General features: G+C 64.8%; 15 protein-coding genes. 4 read left to right on the top strand and 11 right to left on the bottom strand.

The features are described 5' to 3' along the window. Nucleotides 1-44 precede the first annotated feature (44 nt). The 8 genes from rseP to rpsB all read right to left on the bottom strand — a co-directional run bounded on the left by rseP (nucleotide 45) and on the right by rpsB (nucleotide 7,047). Entirely contained in the window at nucleotides 45-1,178 is a 1,134-nt protein-coding gene (gene rseP, locus BLW56_RS01955; RefSeq protein ID WP_093510739.1) for an RIP metalloprotease RseP, read from the bottom strand. Next, the gene (locus BLW56_RS01960; protein WP_093510738.1) at nucleotides 1,171-2,331 is read right to left on the bottom strand and encodes a 1-deoxy-D-xylulose-5-phosphate reductoisomerase; all 1,161 of its coding nucleotides are present in this window, start codon (nucleotides 2,329-2,331) and stop codon (nucleotides 1,171-1,173) included. Before BLW56_RS01960 ends, rseP begins: the two co-directional genes overlap by 8 nt. 4 nt (nucleotides 2,332-2,335) lie before the next feature. After that, on the bottom strand, nucleotides 2,336-3,013 hold the full coding sequence (locus BLW56_RS01965; protein ID WP_093508983.1) for a phosphatidate cytidylyltransferase: 678 nt from the start codon (nucleotides 3,011-3,013) through the stop codon (nucleotides 2,336-2,338). 3 nt (nucleotides 3,014-3,016) lie between these two features. Next, the gene (uppS, locus tag BLW56_RS01970; RefSeq protein ID WP_093508984.1) at nucleotides 3,017-3,709 is read right to left on the bottom strand and encodes a polyprenyl diphosphate synthase; all 693 of its coding nucleotides are present in this window, start codon (nucleotides 3,707-3,709) and stop codon (nucleotides 3,017-3,019) included. A gap of 34 nt (nucleotides 3,710-3,743) precedes the next feature. Next, entirely contained in the window at nucleotides 3,744-4,298 is a 555-nt protein-coding gene (gene frr, locus BLW56_RS01975) for a ribosome recycling factor (RefSeq protein WP_093508985.1), read from the bottom strand. Between the two features lie 23 nt (nucleotides 4,299-4,321). Then, nucleotides 4,322-5,044: a UMP kinase gene (gene pyrH, locus BLW56_RS01980; protein WP_093508986.1), complete on the bottom strand. Its 723-nt coding sequence runs from the start codon at nucleotides 5,042-5,044 to the stop codon at nucleotides 4,322-4,324. A gap of 112 nt (nucleotides 5,045-5,156) precedes the next feature. Continuing rightward, nucleotides 5,157-6,083, bottom strand: coding sequence for a translation elongation factor Ts (tsf, locus tag BLW56_RS01985; protein WP_093508987.1), 927 nt, complete (start codon nucleotides 6,081-6,083; stop codon nucleotides 5,157-5,159). A 130-nt stretch (nucleotides 6,084-6,213) separates the two neighbouring features. Further along, the gene (rpsB, locus tag BLW56_RS01990) at nucleotides 6,214-7,047 is read right to left on the bottom strand and encodes a 30S ribosomal protein S2 (RefSeq protein ID WP_093508988.1); all 834 of its coding nucleotides are present in this window, start codon (nucleotides 7,045-7,047) and stop codon (nucleotides 6,214-6,216) included. Nucleotides 7,048-7,359: 312 nt separating this feature from the next. Between rpsB and BLW56_RS01995 the strand changes: the two genes are divergently transcribed. Further along, the gene (locus BLW56_RS01995; RefSeq protein ID WP_093508989.1) at nucleotides 7,360-7,620 is read left to right on the top strand and encodes a hypothetical protein; all 261 of its coding nucleotides are present in this window, start codon (nucleotides 7,360-7,362) and stop codon (nucleotides 7,618-7,620) included. Here BLW56_RS01995 and BLW56_RS02000 read toward each other — a convergent pair. Further along, entirely contained in the window at nucleotides 7,604-8,332 is a 729-nt protein-coding gene (locus BLW56_RS02000; protein ID WP_256203406.1) for a CDP-alcohol phosphatidyltransferase family protein, read from the bottom strand. The two genes, BLW56_RS01995 and BLW56_RS02000, sit on opposite strands and share 17 nt — an antisense overlap. A 58-nt stretch (nucleotides 8,333-8,390) precedes the next feature. After that, nucleotides 8,391-9,125 carry a phosphatidylserine decarboxylase gene (locus BLW56_RS02005; protein ID WP_093508991.1) on the bottom strand — a complete coding sequence of 245 codons (735 nt, stop codon included), beginning with the start codon at nucleotides 9,123-9,125 and terminating at the stop codon, nucleotides 8,391-8,393. 136 nt (nucleotides 9,126-9,261) lie between these two features. Between BLW56_RS02005 and BLW56_RS02010 the strand changes: the two genes are divergently transcribed. Both BLW56_RS02010 and BLW56_RS02015 read left to right on the top strand, forming a co-directional pair. Next, a complete protein-coding gene (locus BLW56_RS02010; RefSeq protein ID WP_093508992.1) occupies nucleotides 9,262-10,476 on the top strand; it encodes an NADP-dependent isocitrate dehydrogenase in 1,215 nt (404 codons plus the stop codon). Between the two features lie 66 nt (nucleotides 10,477-10,542). Next, a complete protein-coding gene (locus tag BLW56_RS02015) occupies nucleotides 10,543-12,327 on the top strand; it encodes a cation:proton antiporter domain-containing protein (RefSeq protein ID WP_093508993.1) in 1,785 nt (594 codons plus the stop codon). Here BLW56_RS02015 and BLW56_RS02020 read toward each other — a convergent pair. Next, the gene (locus BLW56_RS02020) at nucleotides 12,324-15,266 is read right to left on the bottom strand and encodes a M16 family metallopeptidase (RefSeq protein ID WP_093508994.1); all 2,943 of its coding nucleotides are present in this window, start codon (nucleotides 15,264-15,266) and stop codon (nucleotides 12,324-12,326) included. The two genes, BLW56_RS02015 and BLW56_RS02020, sit on opposite strands and share 4 nt — an antisense overlap. An 88-nt stretch (nucleotides 15,267-15,354) precedes the next feature. Here BLW56_RS02020 and BLW56_RS02025 point away from each other — a divergent pair, with 88 nt between their 5' ends. Further along, nucleotides 15,355-16,206, top strand: coding sequence for a carbon-nitrogen hydrolase family protein (locus BLW56_RS02025; protein ID WP_093508995.1), 852 nt, complete (start codon nucleotides 15,355-15,357; stop codon nucleotides 16,204-16,206). Nucleotides 16,207-16,239 lie beyond the last annotated feature (33 nt).

Raw genomic sequence — 16,239 nt, forward strand, 5'->3', positions numbered from 1 at the left:
CCGCCTGACCGCGGGCTTGCGCGCCACTCCCTGCCCCAGACTCGCTAGCCAATCAAGCGCGCGATCCCGTCCCACAAGCCCAATGAGCCCAAATCATTGAAAGTCACGACCAGCATCAGCGTGACGACCGCCGCAAAGCCGAATCGAAACGCCCATTCCTGGACCTGCGGCGGCGCAGGACGCCGGCGGACCGCTTCATAGGCGAAGAAGAGCAAATGACCACCATCAAGCATGGGCAATGGCAAGAGATTGATGAACCCCAGATTGATGGAAATCAGGGCAATGAAGAATATCAGCGAGGCGACGCCCAGCGTCGCCGCCTGCCCCGAAATCTCGGCGATCTTGACCGGTCCGTTCATGTCCTTGATCGACCGGCGCCCGGTGAGGAACTGGCCGAGCACCTCGCCCGTCTGCCGGACGATTTGCCAGGTCTGGTGAAGACCGACCGCGGGCGCCTCGATCAGTGATACCGGCTGCAGTTCCTGCGCAGGCGGCGCGAGCCCCAGGATCGCGCGCTCATATTCCTTGCCGAACGGATCCTTTTCCCTGACCAGCCGCGGCGTCAGTTCGACCGAGCGCTCGCTTCCACTGCGCAGGATACGCACCTGCAACGCCTCGCCAGGTCGGTGTGCGACCGCCATCGGGATGTCGCCAAAGGTCTCGATCGAGCGGCCGTCGATCGAGACGATCCGGTCGCCGGCACGCAGCCCCGCGGCAGCAGCAGCCGAACCCGCCTCGATCCCGCCCGCGACGGGCGGCGTCACCAGCTTGCCGCCGGCCCATGCGAAACCGGCGAGGATCAGGATCGCGAAGAGGAAATTGGTCACCGGGCCCGCAGCAACGATCAACGAGCGCTTCCACACCGGCTGCGCCGGAAATGTGTGCGATTTCTCCTCGGCGGGCAGCGATTGCCAGTTCGCGTCGGGCTGGCTGACCGCGTCGCGGTCGCCCGCGAACTGGACATAGCCGCCAAGCGGCAACCAGCCGATCTTCCATTCGGTGCCGCGCTTGTCGGTCCAGCCGATGACCTTGCGGCCGAAACCGATCGAGAAGGCATCCGCCTTCACCCCGCACCAGCGGCCGACAATATAATGCCCATATTCGTGCACGAACACGAGCGGGCCGAGCACCAGCAGAAAGGCCAGAACCGTGAAGGCGAAACCCGGGGTCTCAAGCATGTTCGAATTGGTCCACAAATTGTTGGGCAGCCGCGCGGGATGCGGCATCGACGCTGAATATGTCCTGAAGCGACACGGGCACGGCGGGCGCATCGGTATCGATCACACGGCGCACCGTATCGACGATCGTGGGGAAGGAAATGCGCCCCGCGAGGAAAGCGGCGACCGCGATTTCGTTGGCCGCGTTGAGCTGCGCCGGACGCGCGCCGCCCTCCGCGATCGCCGCGCGGCAAAGCGCCGTCGCGGGAAAACGAACCTCGTCGGGTGCCTCGAAATCGAGCCGCGCGATGGTCGCGAGATCGAGCGGTGCGCACGGCGTCGCCATGCGCTGCGGCCAGGCGAGCGCGCTGCTGATCGGGATGCGCATGTCGGGCGAACCGAGCTGCGCCAGCGTCGAGCAGTCGATATATTCGACGAGGCTGTGGATCACCGATTGCGGGTGGACGAGGATTTCGATCCGATCGAGCCCGACCGGGAACAAATGATGCGCCTCGATCAGTTCGAGGCCCTTGTTCATCATCGTCGCCGAATCGACGCTGATCTTGGCGCCCATCGACCAGTTCGGATGCGCGACCGCCTGCGCCGGGGTCACGACAGCCATGTCGGCGGCGCTCATCGTGCGGAACGGCCCGCCGCTCGCGGTCAGGATGATCCGCCGCACCTGTTCGATACGCCCGCCCGCGAGGCACTGGAAGATCGCATTATGCTCGCTGTCGACGGGCAGGATGGTCGCCCCCGACTTGCGCGCAACGGCGGTCATCAATTCGCCCGACGAAACGAGCGCCTCCTTGTTCGCGAGCGCGACATCGGTGCCGGCTTCGAGTGCCGCCATCGTCGGAGCAAGCCCGGCGATGCCGACGATCGCCGCCATCACCAGATCGGCCGGGCGCTTCGCCGCCTCGACCAGCGCATCGGCGCCCGCAGCGGTTTCGATTCCCGTGCCGGCCAGCGCGTCCTTGAGGTCGCCGTACCGTGTTTCGTCGGCGATCACCGCGATGTCGGGGCGGAATTCCTTCGCGAGCTTCGCGAGTTCCGCGACGTCGCTGTTTGCCGTCAGTACAGCGACCGACCAAGTCTCGCCGTCACGCCGAACGAGATCGAGCGTCGATTGCCCGACCGATCCCGTCGCGCCGAACAGCGAGAGGCGGCGCATCATGTCAGCCCGCCGCCCGCACGGCGATCTGGCCCATGAACGCCAGCGCGCCGAGCAACAGCGCCACCGGCAACACGCCGTCGACGCGGTCGAACAGGCCGCCGTGGCCGGGAATGAGCTTGCCCGAATCCTTGACCCCGGCGCGGCGCTTCATCCAGCTTTGCGCGAGGTCGCCCAGTTGTGCGAGCAGCCCCATGAACAGACCGATCCACAGCGGCACGCCAATGATGCCCGCGCGGTCGCCGATCGTCGCACTCGCGATCAGCGCCGCGACCATCCCGCCGACGAGCCCCGACCAGGTCTTCGACGGGCTGATTTTGGGTGCGAGGCGCGCGCCGCCAAAGGCACGGCCGGCGAAATAGGCCCCGATATCGGTCGCCCAGACCATGCCGAAGACCCATAGCGCCGCGGTCATGCCGAGCGCGTCGCGGACGAACCAGAGCCCCGCCATCGCGCCGACAACGAGGATCGGACCAAGAATGTTGAGACCCGTCCTCGCTCCGCCGCCAAGGGTCATCGCCTTGACGAGTTGAAACCATTCGACGAGGACGAGCGCCCCGCCGACAAGCAGCAGCAAGCCGAACGCCAGCCCGCCGAACCAGAGCGCGGTGCCGGCGATCGCAAACAGCACGATTGCCGACCCGATCCGCACCCAAAGGTCCGATTTAACCGCTGCCGCCATGAACTAAAGTCCCCCGTAACGGCGGTCGCGCCGCGCAAAATGGTCGAGCGCTGCTTTGAGATCGGCCGGCTTGAAATCGGGCCACAGCTTGTCGGTGAAATAAAGTTCGGCATAGGCCGATTGCCAGAGCAGGAAGTTCGACAACCGCACCTCGCCCGAGGTGCGGATAAGCAGGTCGAGCGGCGGCATGTCCGCGGTGTCGAGATTGGCTTCGATCGTCTCGGCCGTAATTTCGCCCGCCGCCGCCGCAGCGGTCGCCGCGCGTACAAGCTCGTCCTGCGCCCCATAGTTGAGCGCGACCGCGAGCGTCGTGCGCTTGTTGCCTGCCGTGCGTTCGAGCGCATTGTCGATCAGCGCGACGACATCGGGCGCAAGCGCGCGCCAGTTGCCGATCACCTTCAGCTTGACGTCGTTCGCCGCAAATTCGTCGAGGTCCGACAGGATGAAGCGCTTCATCAGCCCCATCAGGTCGCTCACCTCTTCCTCGGGCCGCTTCCAGTTCTCCGACGAAAAAGCGTAGAGCGTCATCGCCTCGATGCCGAGGTCGCCCGCCGCGCGCACGATCGTCCGCACCGCCTCGACGCCCGCCTTGTGGCCGGCGACGCGGGGCAGCAGGCGCTTCTTCGCCCAACGGCCATTGCCGTCCATGATGATGGCGACATGGCGTGCGCCGTGGCTGGCGGCAGTTGTCGTCATAGTTCGTTCAGCGTCCCGGGAACCGACCGATGCACTAGCCCAGGATTTCCTTTTCCTTCGCGGTCGCAGCAGCGTCGATTTCGGCGATCGTCGCGTCGGTCAGCTTCTGGACCTCGGTTTCCGAACGCTTGCGGTCGTCCTCGCTGATTTCCTTCTTATTCTCATCGGTCTTGAGGTTATCCATGCCGTCGCGGCGGACGTTGCGGACCGCGACGCGCGCCTTTTCGGCATATTGGCCGGCAAGCTTCGACAGCTCCTTGCGGCGCTCCTGCGTCATCTCGGGGATCGGCAGGCGCAGCACCTGACCATCGACGATCGGATTGAGACCGAGTCCCGCCGAGCGGATCGCCTTGTCGACCGGACCGACGTTCGACTTGTCCCACACCTGTACCGACAGCATGCGCGGTTCGGGCGCGCTGACCGAGGCAACCTGGTTGAGCGGCATGTGGCTACCATAAACCTCGACCGTCACCGGGTCGAGCAGCGCGGTGTGCGCACGACCGGTGCGGAGGCCCGCGAGGTCGCTTTTCAGCGATTCAACGGCACCGTGCATGCGGCGTTCGAGGTCGGCCTTGTCATATTTCGCCATCTGTCTTTCCTCTCTTGATTTGGTCAGGCGGCGTCAGCGACGACGGTCGAAACGCCCTCGCCCGCCAGCACGCGTGCCAGATTGCCCGGCTCGCGAATGTTGAACACGACGATCGGGATATGATTGTCGCGGCAGAGCGCCACCGCACTCGCGTCCATCACCTTCAGGTTATCGGCGAGCACACGGTCATAGCTCAGCGTGTCGTATCGGACCGCGCTCGCATCCTTCTTGGGGTCGGCGTTATAGACGCCGTCGACGCTGGTACCCTTCAGCAGCGCATCGCATTTCATTTCGGCGGCGCGGAGCGCGGCGCCGCTGTCGGTCGTGAAATAAGGCGCACCGACGCCGGCGGCGAAGATCACGACGCGGCCTTTTTCCATATGGCGTTCGGCGCGGCGGCGGATCACCGGCTCGCACACCTTGTCCATCTCGATCGCCGACTGGACGCGCGTTTCGACGCCAAGCTGTTCGAGCGCATTCTGCATCGCGAGCGCGTTCATCACCGTGGCGAGCATGCCCATATAGTCGGCCTGCGCACGGTCCATGCCCTTCGCGGCGCCCGCCATGCCGCGGAAGATATTGCCGCCGCCGATGACGAGGCAGATTTCGAGGCCGCGCCCTTTGGCTTCCTTGACCTCGGCCGCCATGCTTGCGACGGTTTCGGGATCGATGCCGAACGGGCTGGAGCCCATCAGCGCCTCGCCCGACAGTTTCAGCAGGATGCGTTTCATGCCGGGCAATGCCATGGGGGAACCTCTTGCAAACTCAATATATGCGAATGGCGCGCACCCTAGAGCGGGCACGCGCCATTGCCAAGCGGACTACCGCGACGAACGCAGCAATCCGGATCTTCTTTTATCAGACGCCGGCGACGGCCGCGACTTCCGCCGCGAAATCGCTTTCTTCCTTCTCGATGCCTTCACCGAGCTGGAAGCGGACGAAGCCCTTGAGCGTGATCGTCGCGCCGACATCCTTGCCGGCAGCGGCGACGACTTCGGCGACCGGGGTCTTGCCGTCCATCACAAACAGCTGCGACAGCAGCGCGTTTTCCTTGCGGTACTTGGCGATCGCGCCGTCGACCATCTTCGAAACGATGTCGGCGGGCTTGCCCGACTGGGCGGCCTTCTCCTCGGCGATCGCGCGTTCGCGAGCAACGAGGTCGGCGTCGAGATCGTCACCGTTCAGCGCCAGCGGGTTCGCGGCGGCGACATGCATCGCAAGCTGCTTGCCCAGCGGTTCCAGAACGTCGGCACCGGCGGTCGATTCGAGCGCGACGAGCACGCCGATCTTGCCCATGCCGGGTGCGGCAGCGTTGTGGACATAGCCCGTGACAACGCCCGAATTCACCGAGACGATGGTCGAGCGGCGCAGCGACTGGTTTTCACCGATCGTCGCGATGTTGCTGGTCAGCTTCTCGGCGACGGTGCCGCCGCTCGGATAGGCTGCAGCGGCGAGCGCTTCGATGTCCGAGATATTGCCGGCGAGCGCGACCTGCGTCACGTCGCGGACGAATTCCTGGAACTGCTCGTTCTTGCCGACGAAGTCGGTTTCGCTGTTCACTTCGACCATTGCACCGCGGGTGCCGTCGGTTGCGACGCCAACGAGGCCTTCGGCAGCAACGCGGCCAGCCTTCTTGGCGGCGGCGGCGAGGCCCTTGGTGCGCAGCCAGTCGATCGACGCTTCGATGTCACCGTTGTTTTCGGCGAGCGCCTTTTTGCAGTCCATCATGCCTGCGCCCGTGCGGTCGCGCAGTTCCTTGACGAGAGCGGCCGTAATTTCAGCCATGGAATATTCCTTTCAAAAGGGGCGAGCCCATCTGGCCCGCGGGACGCCCGCGCGCATGGCGGGGCGATAAGTCAAAGGGATGACAGGGACGGCGTGGATCATGCCGCGCCGTCCCGTCATGCCCGAGCGATTATGCGTCGCTCTGACGTTCGGTTTCGGCAGCAGCTTCGGCCGGAACCTGCTCTTCTTCGGTCACCGGAGCGGCAGCTTCTTCGACCAGAACGGGTTCGGCGGTCGGTTCGACAGCAGCGCCAAGATCTTCACCGCGGTTCGCGCGAGCCTGCTGGCCGCCACGGGTCGCCGCCTGGGCAACCGCGTCGCAATAGAGGCGGATGGCGCGCGCGGCGTCATCGTTCGCCGGAACCGGGAAAGCGATGCCGTCGGGCGAGACGTTCGAATCGAGGATCGCGACGACGGGGATGCCGAGAACGTTGGCTTCCTTGATCGCCAGCTCTTCCTTGTTCGCGTCGATCACGAACATCACGTCGGGAATGCCGCCCATGTCGCGGATGCCGCCAAGGCTCAGTTCGAGCTTGTCGCGTTCGCGGGTCTTGTTGAGCACTTCCTTCTTGGTGAGGCCCGAGGTGTCGCCCGAAAGCTGCTCTTCGAGCATCTTGAGGCGCTTGATCGAACCCGAGATCGTCTTCCAGTTGGTGAGCATGCCGCCCAGCCAGCGGTGGTTGACGAAGTGCTGGCCCGAAGCGCGGGCCGCATCGGCGATCGCACCCTGCGCCTGGCGCTTGGTGCCGACGAACAGCACCTTGCCGCCGGCGGCCGAGGTCGAGGCGATGAAGTCGAGCGCGCGCGCAAAGAGCGGAACGGTCTGCGACAGGTCGAGAATGTGGATGCCGTTGCGCGCGCCGAAGATGTACGGCTTCATGCGCGGATTCCAACGGTGGGTCTGGTGGCCGAAATGGGCGCCAGCTTCGATAAGATTCTGCATCGTGACGACAGGTGCCGCCATAGTCTTTCTCCTTCCGGTTGGTCCTCTGGAAAGCAAGAACCGAAGGCCCGCAAGCGGACGATCCGGCACCGGTTTATGTGCGCCTTCCATGTGGAATGGGCGGGCCGTTAGCCGCCCTGGCCGTTAAAAGCAAGAGGTGTGCGGGCGCTTTCGCGTTCAATGGAGGCGGGGCTGCAGACTCAATTCGGCGACAAAGCGACTCCGTTCGTCGCAAATCTGTTGAGAACAAAGCAGGAACATGGAACGAAAAGCCCAACGAAACCGTCGCAGGTTAACAAAAGGTTTCGCACACGAAAGCCGAAAGGACAAGTCATGGTTCAGGTCGCAGCCGCCCTCCTCTTCACCCTCGCCGCCGGCCTCGGCGTCACGGTGATCCTGGCCATGCTCAAGAATAACGAGAATGCGATTCTCTCGGCGCTGCTCGGCGAAGGCGCTTTCCCGATCGACGCCGCGCCGCAGTCGGGCCCGCTTCCGCAGAAGATCACGCTGCGCCGCTCGCCCGCACGCCGCGACGCCCCCCGCCCGGTCCGCGCCGTGACGCGGATGCAGCCGGCGCTCAGCCGCGCCGCCTGACCCTTGCATAGCTGGCGATGCCGAACGGAAGCGTCGCAGCATAGATTGCGCATACCGCAAGCAGGGTCAGCCAAGGCGCAGTGACGAGGGCGGCACCGAGCAGGCCAACCCCCGCCAGTGCGAAAAGACGCCACGACCGGCGCAAGCGGATCGATGACCAGCTATAGGTCGGAATGGCCGAGATCATCAGCATCGCGACCCCGAGCGCCCAAGGCATCACGACATACCATTCGCGGAACAGCTCATTGCCCGTCGTCAGCCACAGATAGACGGGCACGAACGACACCCCTGCCCCCGCAGGCGCCGGGATGCCGGTATTGAAGCCAGCCGACTTGTGCGGCTGGAAATCCGCATCCATGCGCGAATTGAAGCGCGCCAAGCGCAGCGCGCAACAAACCGCCAGCGCCAGTGCAGCGGTCCAGCCGAATTTCGGCGCATCGGCGAGCGACCAGAAGAACAGGATCATCGCCGGCGCGACGCCAAAAGCGATCACGTCCGACAGCGAATCGAGTTCGGCGCCGAACTTGCTCTGCGCGCGAAGCAGCCGCGCGATCCGCCCGTCCATCCCGTCGAGCACGCCCGCGACGATGATCATCGTAATCGCCGCCTCCCACGCACCGTCGATCGCAAAGCGGACGCCGGTGAGCCCCGAACAGAGCGCGAGCAGGGTGATCGCATTGGGCGCAAAGGCGCGCAGCGGGATACCGCCGATGCGGCGGCGTTCCGCTTCACCCGGGGCGTCGGCCGAAAGCGGGGCGTCGTCCGCCAAATTACTGACCAATCCCGTCGATCGTCTCGGCCTTGCCGATCCGGGCGATCACCGTCTCGCCGGCAAGCGTGCGCTGGCCGAGCAACACCTGCGGCGTCGTTCCCACGGGCAGATAGACGTCGACGCGGCTGCCGAAACGGATGAGGCCGACGCGCTGGCCGGTGGTGAGTTCGTTGCCCATGGTGACAAAAGGCATGATGCGGCGCGCGACAAGGCCGGCGATCTGGGTGAAGCCGACGCGAACGCCATCGGCGCGCTCGACGACGAAATGCTGGCGTTCATTCTCTTCGCTCGCCTTGTCGAGGTCGGCATTCACGAATTTACCCGGGATATACACAAGCTTGCGCAGCGTTCCTGCGACCGGGGTGCGGTTGATATGGACGTCGAACACGCTCATGAAAATCGACACGCGCAGCATCGGCGCCGCGCCCAGCCCGTCGGGGCCCGCGATCTCGGGCGGCGGCGGGACTTCGGCGATCTGGGTGATGAGCCCGTCGGCGGGCGCGATGATGACATCGGCCTCCGCCGGCGTAACGCGCACCGGATCGCGAAAGAAGGCGCCAACCCAGACGGTCACGCCCAGCATCAGCCAGCCGATTATTTCCCAGCCGAGCAGCCAGAAACAGAGCGTCACGATACCGGCAATCAAAAGGAATTTGCGCCCTTCCGGATGGATCGAGGGCCATTGCCATTTGATGCCGCCGCCGGGGCGGTTCGAGGATATGATATTGGACATGGGCGTTCTTCTAGGGGGCAGCTTCTATACTGACAATGGATAAGCTGACCGGCCCGTTCCACCGGCAGTTGAACATTCTCTCGGCTTTGCCTAAGGCGCTCGCAACTCCGACTCCCCAAGGAAAAAGGCTGAACGCATGGGCAAGATCAAGGTAGCCAACCCGGTCGTCGAACTCGACGGCGACGAAATGACCCGGATCATCTGGCAGTGGATCCGCGAGCGACTGATCCTCCCCTATCTCGATATCGACCTGCACTATTACGACCTCGGCATCGAGAAGCGCGACGAGACCGACGACAAGATCACCGTCGAAGCCGCGAATGCGATCAAGAAATATGGCGTCGGCGTGAAGTGCGCGACGATCACCCCCGACGAAGCGCGCGTCGAGGAATTCGGCCTCAAGAAGATGTGGAAGTCGCCGAACGGCACGATCCGCAACATCCTTGGCGGTGTCGTGTTCCGCGAACCGATCGTGATGCGCAACGTCCCCCGCCTCGTCCCCGGCTGGACCGACCCGATCGTCGTCGGCCGCCACGCATTCGGCGACCAGTATAAGGCGACCGACTTCCGCGTCCCCGGCCCCGGCAAGCTGCGCCTCGTGTTCGAAGGCGAGGACGGCACACTGATCGACGAGGAAGTGTTCCAGTTCCCTTCGTCTGGTGTCGCGATGGGCATGTACAACCTCGACGATTCGATCCGCGACTTCGCACGCGCCAGCCTGAACTATGGCCTCGCCCGCCAGTGGCCGGTGTATCTGTCGACCAAGAACACGATCTTGAAAGCCTATGACGGCCGCTTCAAGGATCTGTTCGAAGAAGTGTTCCAGGCCGAATTCAAGGCGAAGTTCGACGAGATCGGCATCGTATACGAACATCGCCTGATCGACGACATGGTCGCCTCGGCACTCAAGTGGAGCGGCAAGTTCGTCTGGGCCTGCAAGAATTACGACGGCGACGTCCAGTCGGACACCGTCGCGCAGGGCTTCGGCTCGCTCGGCCTGATGACCAGCGTGCTGATGACCCCCGACGGCAAGACCGTTGAATCGGAAGCCGCGCACGGCACCGTGACCCGCCACTACCGCATGCACCAGCAGGGCAAGGCGACGTCGACCAACCCGATCGCGTCGATCTTCGCCTGGACCGGCGGCCTCAAGCATCGCGGCAAGCTCGACGACAACGCCGCGCTGATCAAATTCGCCGACGACCTCGAAAAGGTCTGCGTCGCGACGGTCGAAAGCGGCAAGATGACCAAGGATCTGGCGCTGCTGATCGGTCCCGATCAGAACTGGCTGACGACCGAAGGTTTCTTCGAGGCGATCGTCGAAAATCTCGAAGCCAAAATGGGAAGCTGAAAACAACCAAAAAGGTTGGGATAGCTATCTAGCCAATCGGGGCCGGCCTGCATAAGGTCGGCCCTTATGGTATCGGAAACAGAAACCTCGCTTATCGGCGATGCGCTGGTGGTGCTGGGCGCCGCGGGCATCGTCATCCCGGCATTCGCCCGTTTCCGCCTGCCGCCCGTGATCGGTTTCATCCTCGTCGGGCTGCTCGTCGGCCCCTCGGGCCTCGGATCGCTGACCGGCGATTATCCCTGGCTGCGTCACGTCACGATCGGATCGGCCGAGGAGATCGCCCTCTTCGCCGAACTCGGCATCGTCCTGCTGCTCTTCTCGATCGGTCTCGAACTGTCGTTCCGCCGCCTGTGGCAGCTGCGCAAACTTGTCTTCGGCATCGGCGCCGCCGAACTGACCCTGTGCGGGCTGATCCTCGGCACCGCGCTTTTGTTGCTCGGCGATCTGTCGCCCCCCGCCGCTTATGGCCTTGGCATCGCCCTCGCCCTCTCGTCGACCGCGCTTGTGCTGCCGATCGCCGGTACCAAGTCGGCGGTCGGAAAATCGGCCTTTTCGATGCTGCTGTTCGAGGATCTGGCGCTCGTCCCGATCATCTTCATCCTCGCCGCGCTATCGCCCGCAACCTCTGGCGACAGCGCCGAACTGCTGCTGACGACGCTTTGGCAAGGCGCGCTCGTCGTCGCGGCGCTCGCGATCGGCGGCTGGTTCCTGCTGCCGAAGATCTTCGCGCAGGCCGCGCGCGCCAAGGATCCCGAACTGTTCCTGGCCGCCAGCCTCCTTGTGGTCATCGTCGCCGCGCTCGCGACCGCAGCGGTCGGCCTTTCCCCCATCGTCGGCGCGCTGCTCGCTGGGCTGATGATCGCCGAGACCGAATATCACAACGAGGTCGAAGCGATCACCGCGCCGTTCAAGGGTCTCGCGCTCGGGGTGTTCCTGATCAGCGTCGGAATGGGGCTGAACCTCAAGAGCATCGCGGCGCTGTGGCCGCAGTTGATCGCGGCGGTCGTCGGCGTCGTGCTGGTCAAGGCGGTCGTTACCGCCGCGCTGCTGCGCTTTTCGGGGGTTGCCCGCCGCGGCACCGCCGCCGAGGTCGGCCTGCTGATGTCGAGCCCTTCGGAAACGACCCTGATCGTGCTCGCGACGGCGCTGCAAGCGCAGCTCATCAGCCGCAGCACCGCCGAATTCTGGCAACTCGTCACCGCGATCGGACTGACCATCACGCCGCTTCTCGCCCGTATCGGTCACGATATCGCACGGCGGATCGAGATGCGCACCGGCGAAGGCCAGCTCGACGAAACGCCCGAAGGCCGTACTGTCATCGTCGGTTTCGGCCGCGTCGGGCACACCGTCGCGGAACTGCTGCGCGAGCATGAACGCCCCTATATCGCGGTCGACGCCGACATCGACACCGTCGCCGCCGCGCGGCGCGACGGTTTCAGCGTGCGCTTCGCCGACGTGGCTCGGCCGGGAAGCCTCGACAAGCTGGGTATCGAACATGCGAAAGCGATCGTGCTGACGATGGACGACCCGGTGCAGCAACTGCGCATGACGCGCCAACTGCGCCAGAAATATCCCGACCTGCCGATCATCAGCCGTGCGCGCGACGCCGACCATGCGGGGGCACTTTATCAGGCCGGCGCAAGCGATGCCGTGCCCGAGACGCTCGAAAGCTCGTTGCAGCTTGCCGAGGCGGTGCTCATCGACCTCGGCGTCGCAATGGGGCCAGTGATCGCGTCGATTCACGATGTCCGCGCCAAGATGCGGCACGACATCATGACGAAGGGCAAACTGGAACATGAACCGCGGATCAGGCGGACGCGGCGGACGCCCGGAGGCAGCGAAACCGCCTAGCGCCCCCCGGCCGTCGGCGCAGGCGCCGCGGCCGCAGCACCCAAAGCCGACGCATCGGCCAGCGACATGCCCTTGGGCAGGATCGCCAGCGACCATTGCCGCTCGGGCGTCAGATATTGCCGCGCCAGTCGCTGAATATCGGCGGCAGTGACCGCCGAAATATCGTCCTGGATCGACAGCGCCGCCGCCGTGACGCGCGGGTCGCGGGTCGCGCCTTCGAGCAGGAACATCCAATAGACATTGCCGGTCGAAGCACGCGCGACTTGTTCGCGGATCGGCCCGGCATTGCGCGAAAGCTCGTCGGAGGTAACAGGTTTCGCGACGAGATCGGCGGCAATATCCTTTGCGATGCCATAGAAACGATCGAGATCCTTCGGCGCGAGCAGGCTGCCGACGAGCAGATAGCCGCCCGTATCGAAGCCCGTCGGCCAGTGGCTGTCGACGACCGGGCCATAGCTTGCCCCCTGCTCCGCGCGAAGGCGATCGAACAACCGGTCGTTGAAGATTGCCGCGAGAACTTCGAGCCCGCGCGCGTCGCGCGGGCTGGCGAGCCCGCCGCCGGTCGGCCAGGCGGTCATCGCCGCCGCCTGCCCCTGCTGGCCGCGATGGTAGGCGATTTCAGGCACGGTGACATGCTTGGCGAAGTCGACGCGCTGACCGGCCGGCGGCGCCAGCGTTTGGCGCGGCGCAAGAGCACCGAGCGTTTCGGCGAGGATCTTCTTGTAATCGACCGTTTCGAGATCGCCGAAGATCTGCACCTCGATCGGGCCGCTGGCGAGCCGCGGTTCCCAGAAGGCGCGGAAGGCGGCGGGGGTCAGCGCCTCGATCTGCGCCTTGTCAGGTGCGGCCCAGCGCGCGTCATTGTTCGTCAGCCAGCCGCGCAAATTGCGGTCGAGCACGGCGTTGGGCGTCGCATCGTTGAGATCATATCCGGTGAGGAAACCGATGCGCAGCCGCTCGACCGGCTGCGGATCCCAGCGCGGCTGGGCGAGCTTGCCCGCGATCAGCCGCATCTGGTCGGCGAGATCGGCCGGATTGCTTTCGGCCGACAGTTCGAACGCATCGTCGTCGATCGCGAAGTTCATCTGGATTTGCCGGCCGTTGGTCAGCTGGTCGATCTCGTTCTGACCCCACGGTCCGATGCCGCTTGCGACCAGCGCATAATCGCCTGTCCACAGAAGGTTCGGCGCGTCGGCGGCGACGCTGCGGTTGCCGGTGCCGAAACGGACATTGACGCGCACCTTGCCCGGTTCGACCTTGTTGTTCGACACCAGCGCAGTCACGCCGTTCGCAAACTCCAGCCGCTCGGCGCGCAGGCCAAGAAGGCTGCTGGTCGAACTGATCGCCCCCCCCGGACCGAATGAGGGAAGCTGTTTGAAATCGGCCTTCACCGCTGCCAGCCGGTCGTCGCGCGCAGTGACGGGCGCTTTCAGCGCCGCGAGGACGGCGGCATTGCCGCCCGCCGCGGTCGGGGTGGTCAGAACGACGCGCGTGACCGGCGCCGCGAAAATCGCCTTGCTGATGTCGAGCATCACCTTCGGCGTCGCCGAGGCGCGGATCGCTTTGAACATGTCGACCTGTCCCTGCGGACTGGTCACCGTTTCGTTGATGTCGACCGCGCGAACCATGTCGTCGGCGAGCCGCGCGCCGGGCTCGTTGCGCGCATTTTCCAGCTCCTTGACCAGAAACGCCTGAATCTCGTTAGCTTCGCGGTCGATATCGGCCTGCGAGGGCGGATTGCTTACCGCATCGGCGACGACGCCGCGCACGTCGGCCAACGCCGCCTTCCAGTCGCTCAGGGGAACGATCGATGCCATCGTCACGTCTGCGCTACGGCTGACATATTGTTGTTCGACGGTCGCGACCAGATAGCTGCCGCCGCTGCGCGCCCGATTTTCCAGCCGCCGGTTGACCAGCGCCTGCGCGATGAATTCGAGGTAGAGCCGCCGCGTATTTTCGACCGTGTCGATACGTTTTTTCCATGGCCGCACCATCGCCAGCGTCAGTGCGAGCGGCTGGTTTGCCTCGACGATCTCAAGCGCTTCGGGCTCCTTCGGATCGGGCTTGCCGAAATCGGGATTGGCCGGGTTCGGGCCGTCGGCTTTCCAGTCGCCATAATATTTCGCGACCAGCCCGGCGAGAACCGCCGGGTCGGCATCACCGACGATGACGACGACCGCGCGGTCGGGGCGATACCAGCGATTGTGGAAAGCGGCGACCGACGTTGCGTTCGCTTTCCCGAGCGAGGCTGTCGTACCGATCGGCGAGCGATCGCCGAGAAGCTGGCCCGCGAACAGATGGGCGTTGGTCGCATCGCCGATCCGCTTTTGCGGGCCGTCCGATTCGCGCAGTTCGGACATCACGACGCCACGCTCCGCAGCGACCGCAAGCTCGGATATCCGGGGTTCGCGAACCATGCCCGACAGCAATTTCATGCTTTCGTCGAGATTGGCCGGCGTCACGCTTGGCAGGTCGAGTTGATAGACGGTTTGCGTCGGCGTCGTCTGCGCGTTCGAATCGCTACCGAAAGTAACCCCGAACCGCTGCCAGATGCGCTTGGCTTCGCCGTCGGGAATATGTTCCGATCCACGGAAGGTCAGATGCTCGAGCAAATGGGCATAGCCCCGCTCTTCCTCGGTTTCGAACATCGAACCGACGTCCATGCGCACGCGGATCGAAACCTGTCCCGGCGGCACGCCATTGTTACGCACCGCATAGCGCACCCCGTTGGGAAGCACGCCAAATTGCCACGCGGTATCGCGCGGGATGTCGCTGCCGGCATAAAGCCAGTCGCTGTTCTTCGCCTGGTTTTGGGCAGTCGTTTTCGCCGCGACACCCTGCGCACTGGCGGCAAGCGGCGTGAGGAGCAGCGCGGCGGCGCCGGCGAGTAGGAAGGAACGGGCAAAACGAAGCGGCTGGCGCGCGGGAGAATAGGACATTGACCCATCTTATCGCCTTCGAACCTTGCTGGCCACTGAACTGTCACCGAACCTTGTCCTTCCGCTGCGACGGGCCTAGCCAGTTGCGATGACCGAAAAAACCGTCCCGCTCGCCGCGCTGATCCAGATGACAAGCGGCCTCGACCCCGATGACAATCTCGCGGTCATCGATCGTGCGATGGGTGAGGCCGCGGCGCAGGGGGCAACGATGGCCTTCCTGCCCGAAATGTCGCTGCTACTCGACCGCGACCGCGCACGATCGGGCGCACATATCGCGCGCGAAGCCGACAGTCCCTGGCCCGCCGCCTTACAGACGATGGCGCAACGGCACGCGATATGGCTGCATACGGGATCGATACCGCTGCTCGCCGACACCGGTGAGCGGCGCGTCAACCGCAGCCATGTCATCGCCGCCGACGGCAGCATCCGCGCGCGCTATGACAAAATCCACATGTTCGACGTTACCCTGCCCACGGGCGAAAACTGGCAGGAATCGGCGGCCTATGAAGGCGGCGATACCGCGGTGGTCGTCGAGACTCCATTGGGACAGATGGGACTCAGCGTCTGTTACGACCTGCGGTTTCCCGAGCTCTACCGCGCGCTCGTCGACCGCGGTGCCACCGTCATCGCGATCCCCGCCGCCTTCACCGTACCGACCGGCGAAGCGCACTGGCATGTGCTGATGCGCGCAAGGGCGATCGAAACCGGCTGCCATGTACTGGCCGCGGCGCAAAACGGCACGCATGCCGACGGACGGGATACCTATGGCCACAGTATCGCGGTTGATCCGTGGGGCGCCGTCCTCGCGGACGCAGGGAACGGGGTGAGCGACAAGGGCTATATGTTGGCGGTGGCACCGATCGCCTCGGAAACAGGCGTCAAGGCCCGACAGGCGATTCCGCTCGCGCGGTCACGGGCGAACCGGAATCTCAGCCTCTGACGGGACAGCTTGATTGCCATAGCGCCGCGCCTT

It is taken from the genome of Sphingopyxis sp. YR583 (assembly GCF_900108295.1).
Lineage (GTDB): Bacteria > Pseudomonadota > Alphaproteobacteria > Sphingomonadales > Sphingomonadaceae > Sphingopyxis.

Bases quoted from the DNA above. Each gene is read 5' to 3' on its own strand.
- rseP (WP_093510739.1), bottom strand. From the start codon at position 1,178: ATGCTTGAGACCCCGGGTTTCGCCTTCACGGTTCTGGCCTTTCTGCTG.
- BLW56_RS01960 (WP_093510738.1), bottom strand. From the start codon at position 2,331: ATGCGCCGCCTCTCGCTGTTCGGCGCGACGGGATCGGTCGGGCAATCG.
- BLW56_RS01965 (WP_093508983.1), bottom strand. From the start codon at position 3,013: ATGGCGGCAGCGGTTAAATCGGACCTTTGGGTGCGGATCGGGTCGGCA.
- uppS (WP_093508984.1), bottom strand. From the start codon at position 3,709: ATGACGACAACTGCCGCCAGCCACGGCGCACGCCATGTCGCCATCATC.
- frr (WP_093508985.1), bottom strand. From the start codon at position 4,298: ATGGCGAAATATGACAAGGCCGACCTCGAACGCCGCATGCACGGTGCC.
- pyrH (WP_093508986.1), bottom strand. From the start codon at position 5,044: ATGGCATTGCCCGGCATGAAACGCATCCTGCTGAAACTGTCGGGCGAG.
- tsf (WP_093508987.1), bottom strand. From the start codon at position 6,083: ATGGCTGAAATTACGGCCGCTCTCGTCAAGGAACTGCGCGACCGCACG.
- rpsB (WP_093508988.1), bottom strand. From the start codon at position 7,047: ATGGCGGCACCTGTCGTCACGATGCAGAATCTTATCGAAGCTGGCGCC.
- BLW56_RS01995 (WP_093508989.1), top strand. From the start codon at position 7,360: ATGGTTCAGGTCGCAGCCGCCCTCCTCTTCACCCTCGCCGCCGGCCTC.
- BLW56_RS02005 (WP_093508991.1), bottom strand. From the start codon at position 9,125: ATGTCCAATATCATATCCTCGAACCGCCCCGGCGGCGGCATCAAATGG.
- BLW56_RS02010 (WP_093508992.1), top strand. From the start codon at position 9,262: ATGGGCAAGATCAAGGTAGCCAACCCGGTCGTCGAACTCGACGGCGAC.
- BLW56_RS02015 (WP_093508993.1), top strand. From the start codon at position 10,543: ATGGTATCGGAAACAGAAACCTCGCTTATCGGCGATGCGCTGGTGGTG.
- BLW56_RS02020 (WP_093508994.1), bottom strand. From the start codon at position 15,266: ATGTCCTATTCTCCCGCGCGCCAGCCGCTTCGTTTTGCCCGTTCCTTC.
- BLW56_RS02025 (WP_093508995.1), top strand. From the start codon at position 15,355: ATGACCGAAAAAACCGTCCCGCTCGCCGCGCTGATCCAGATGACAAGC.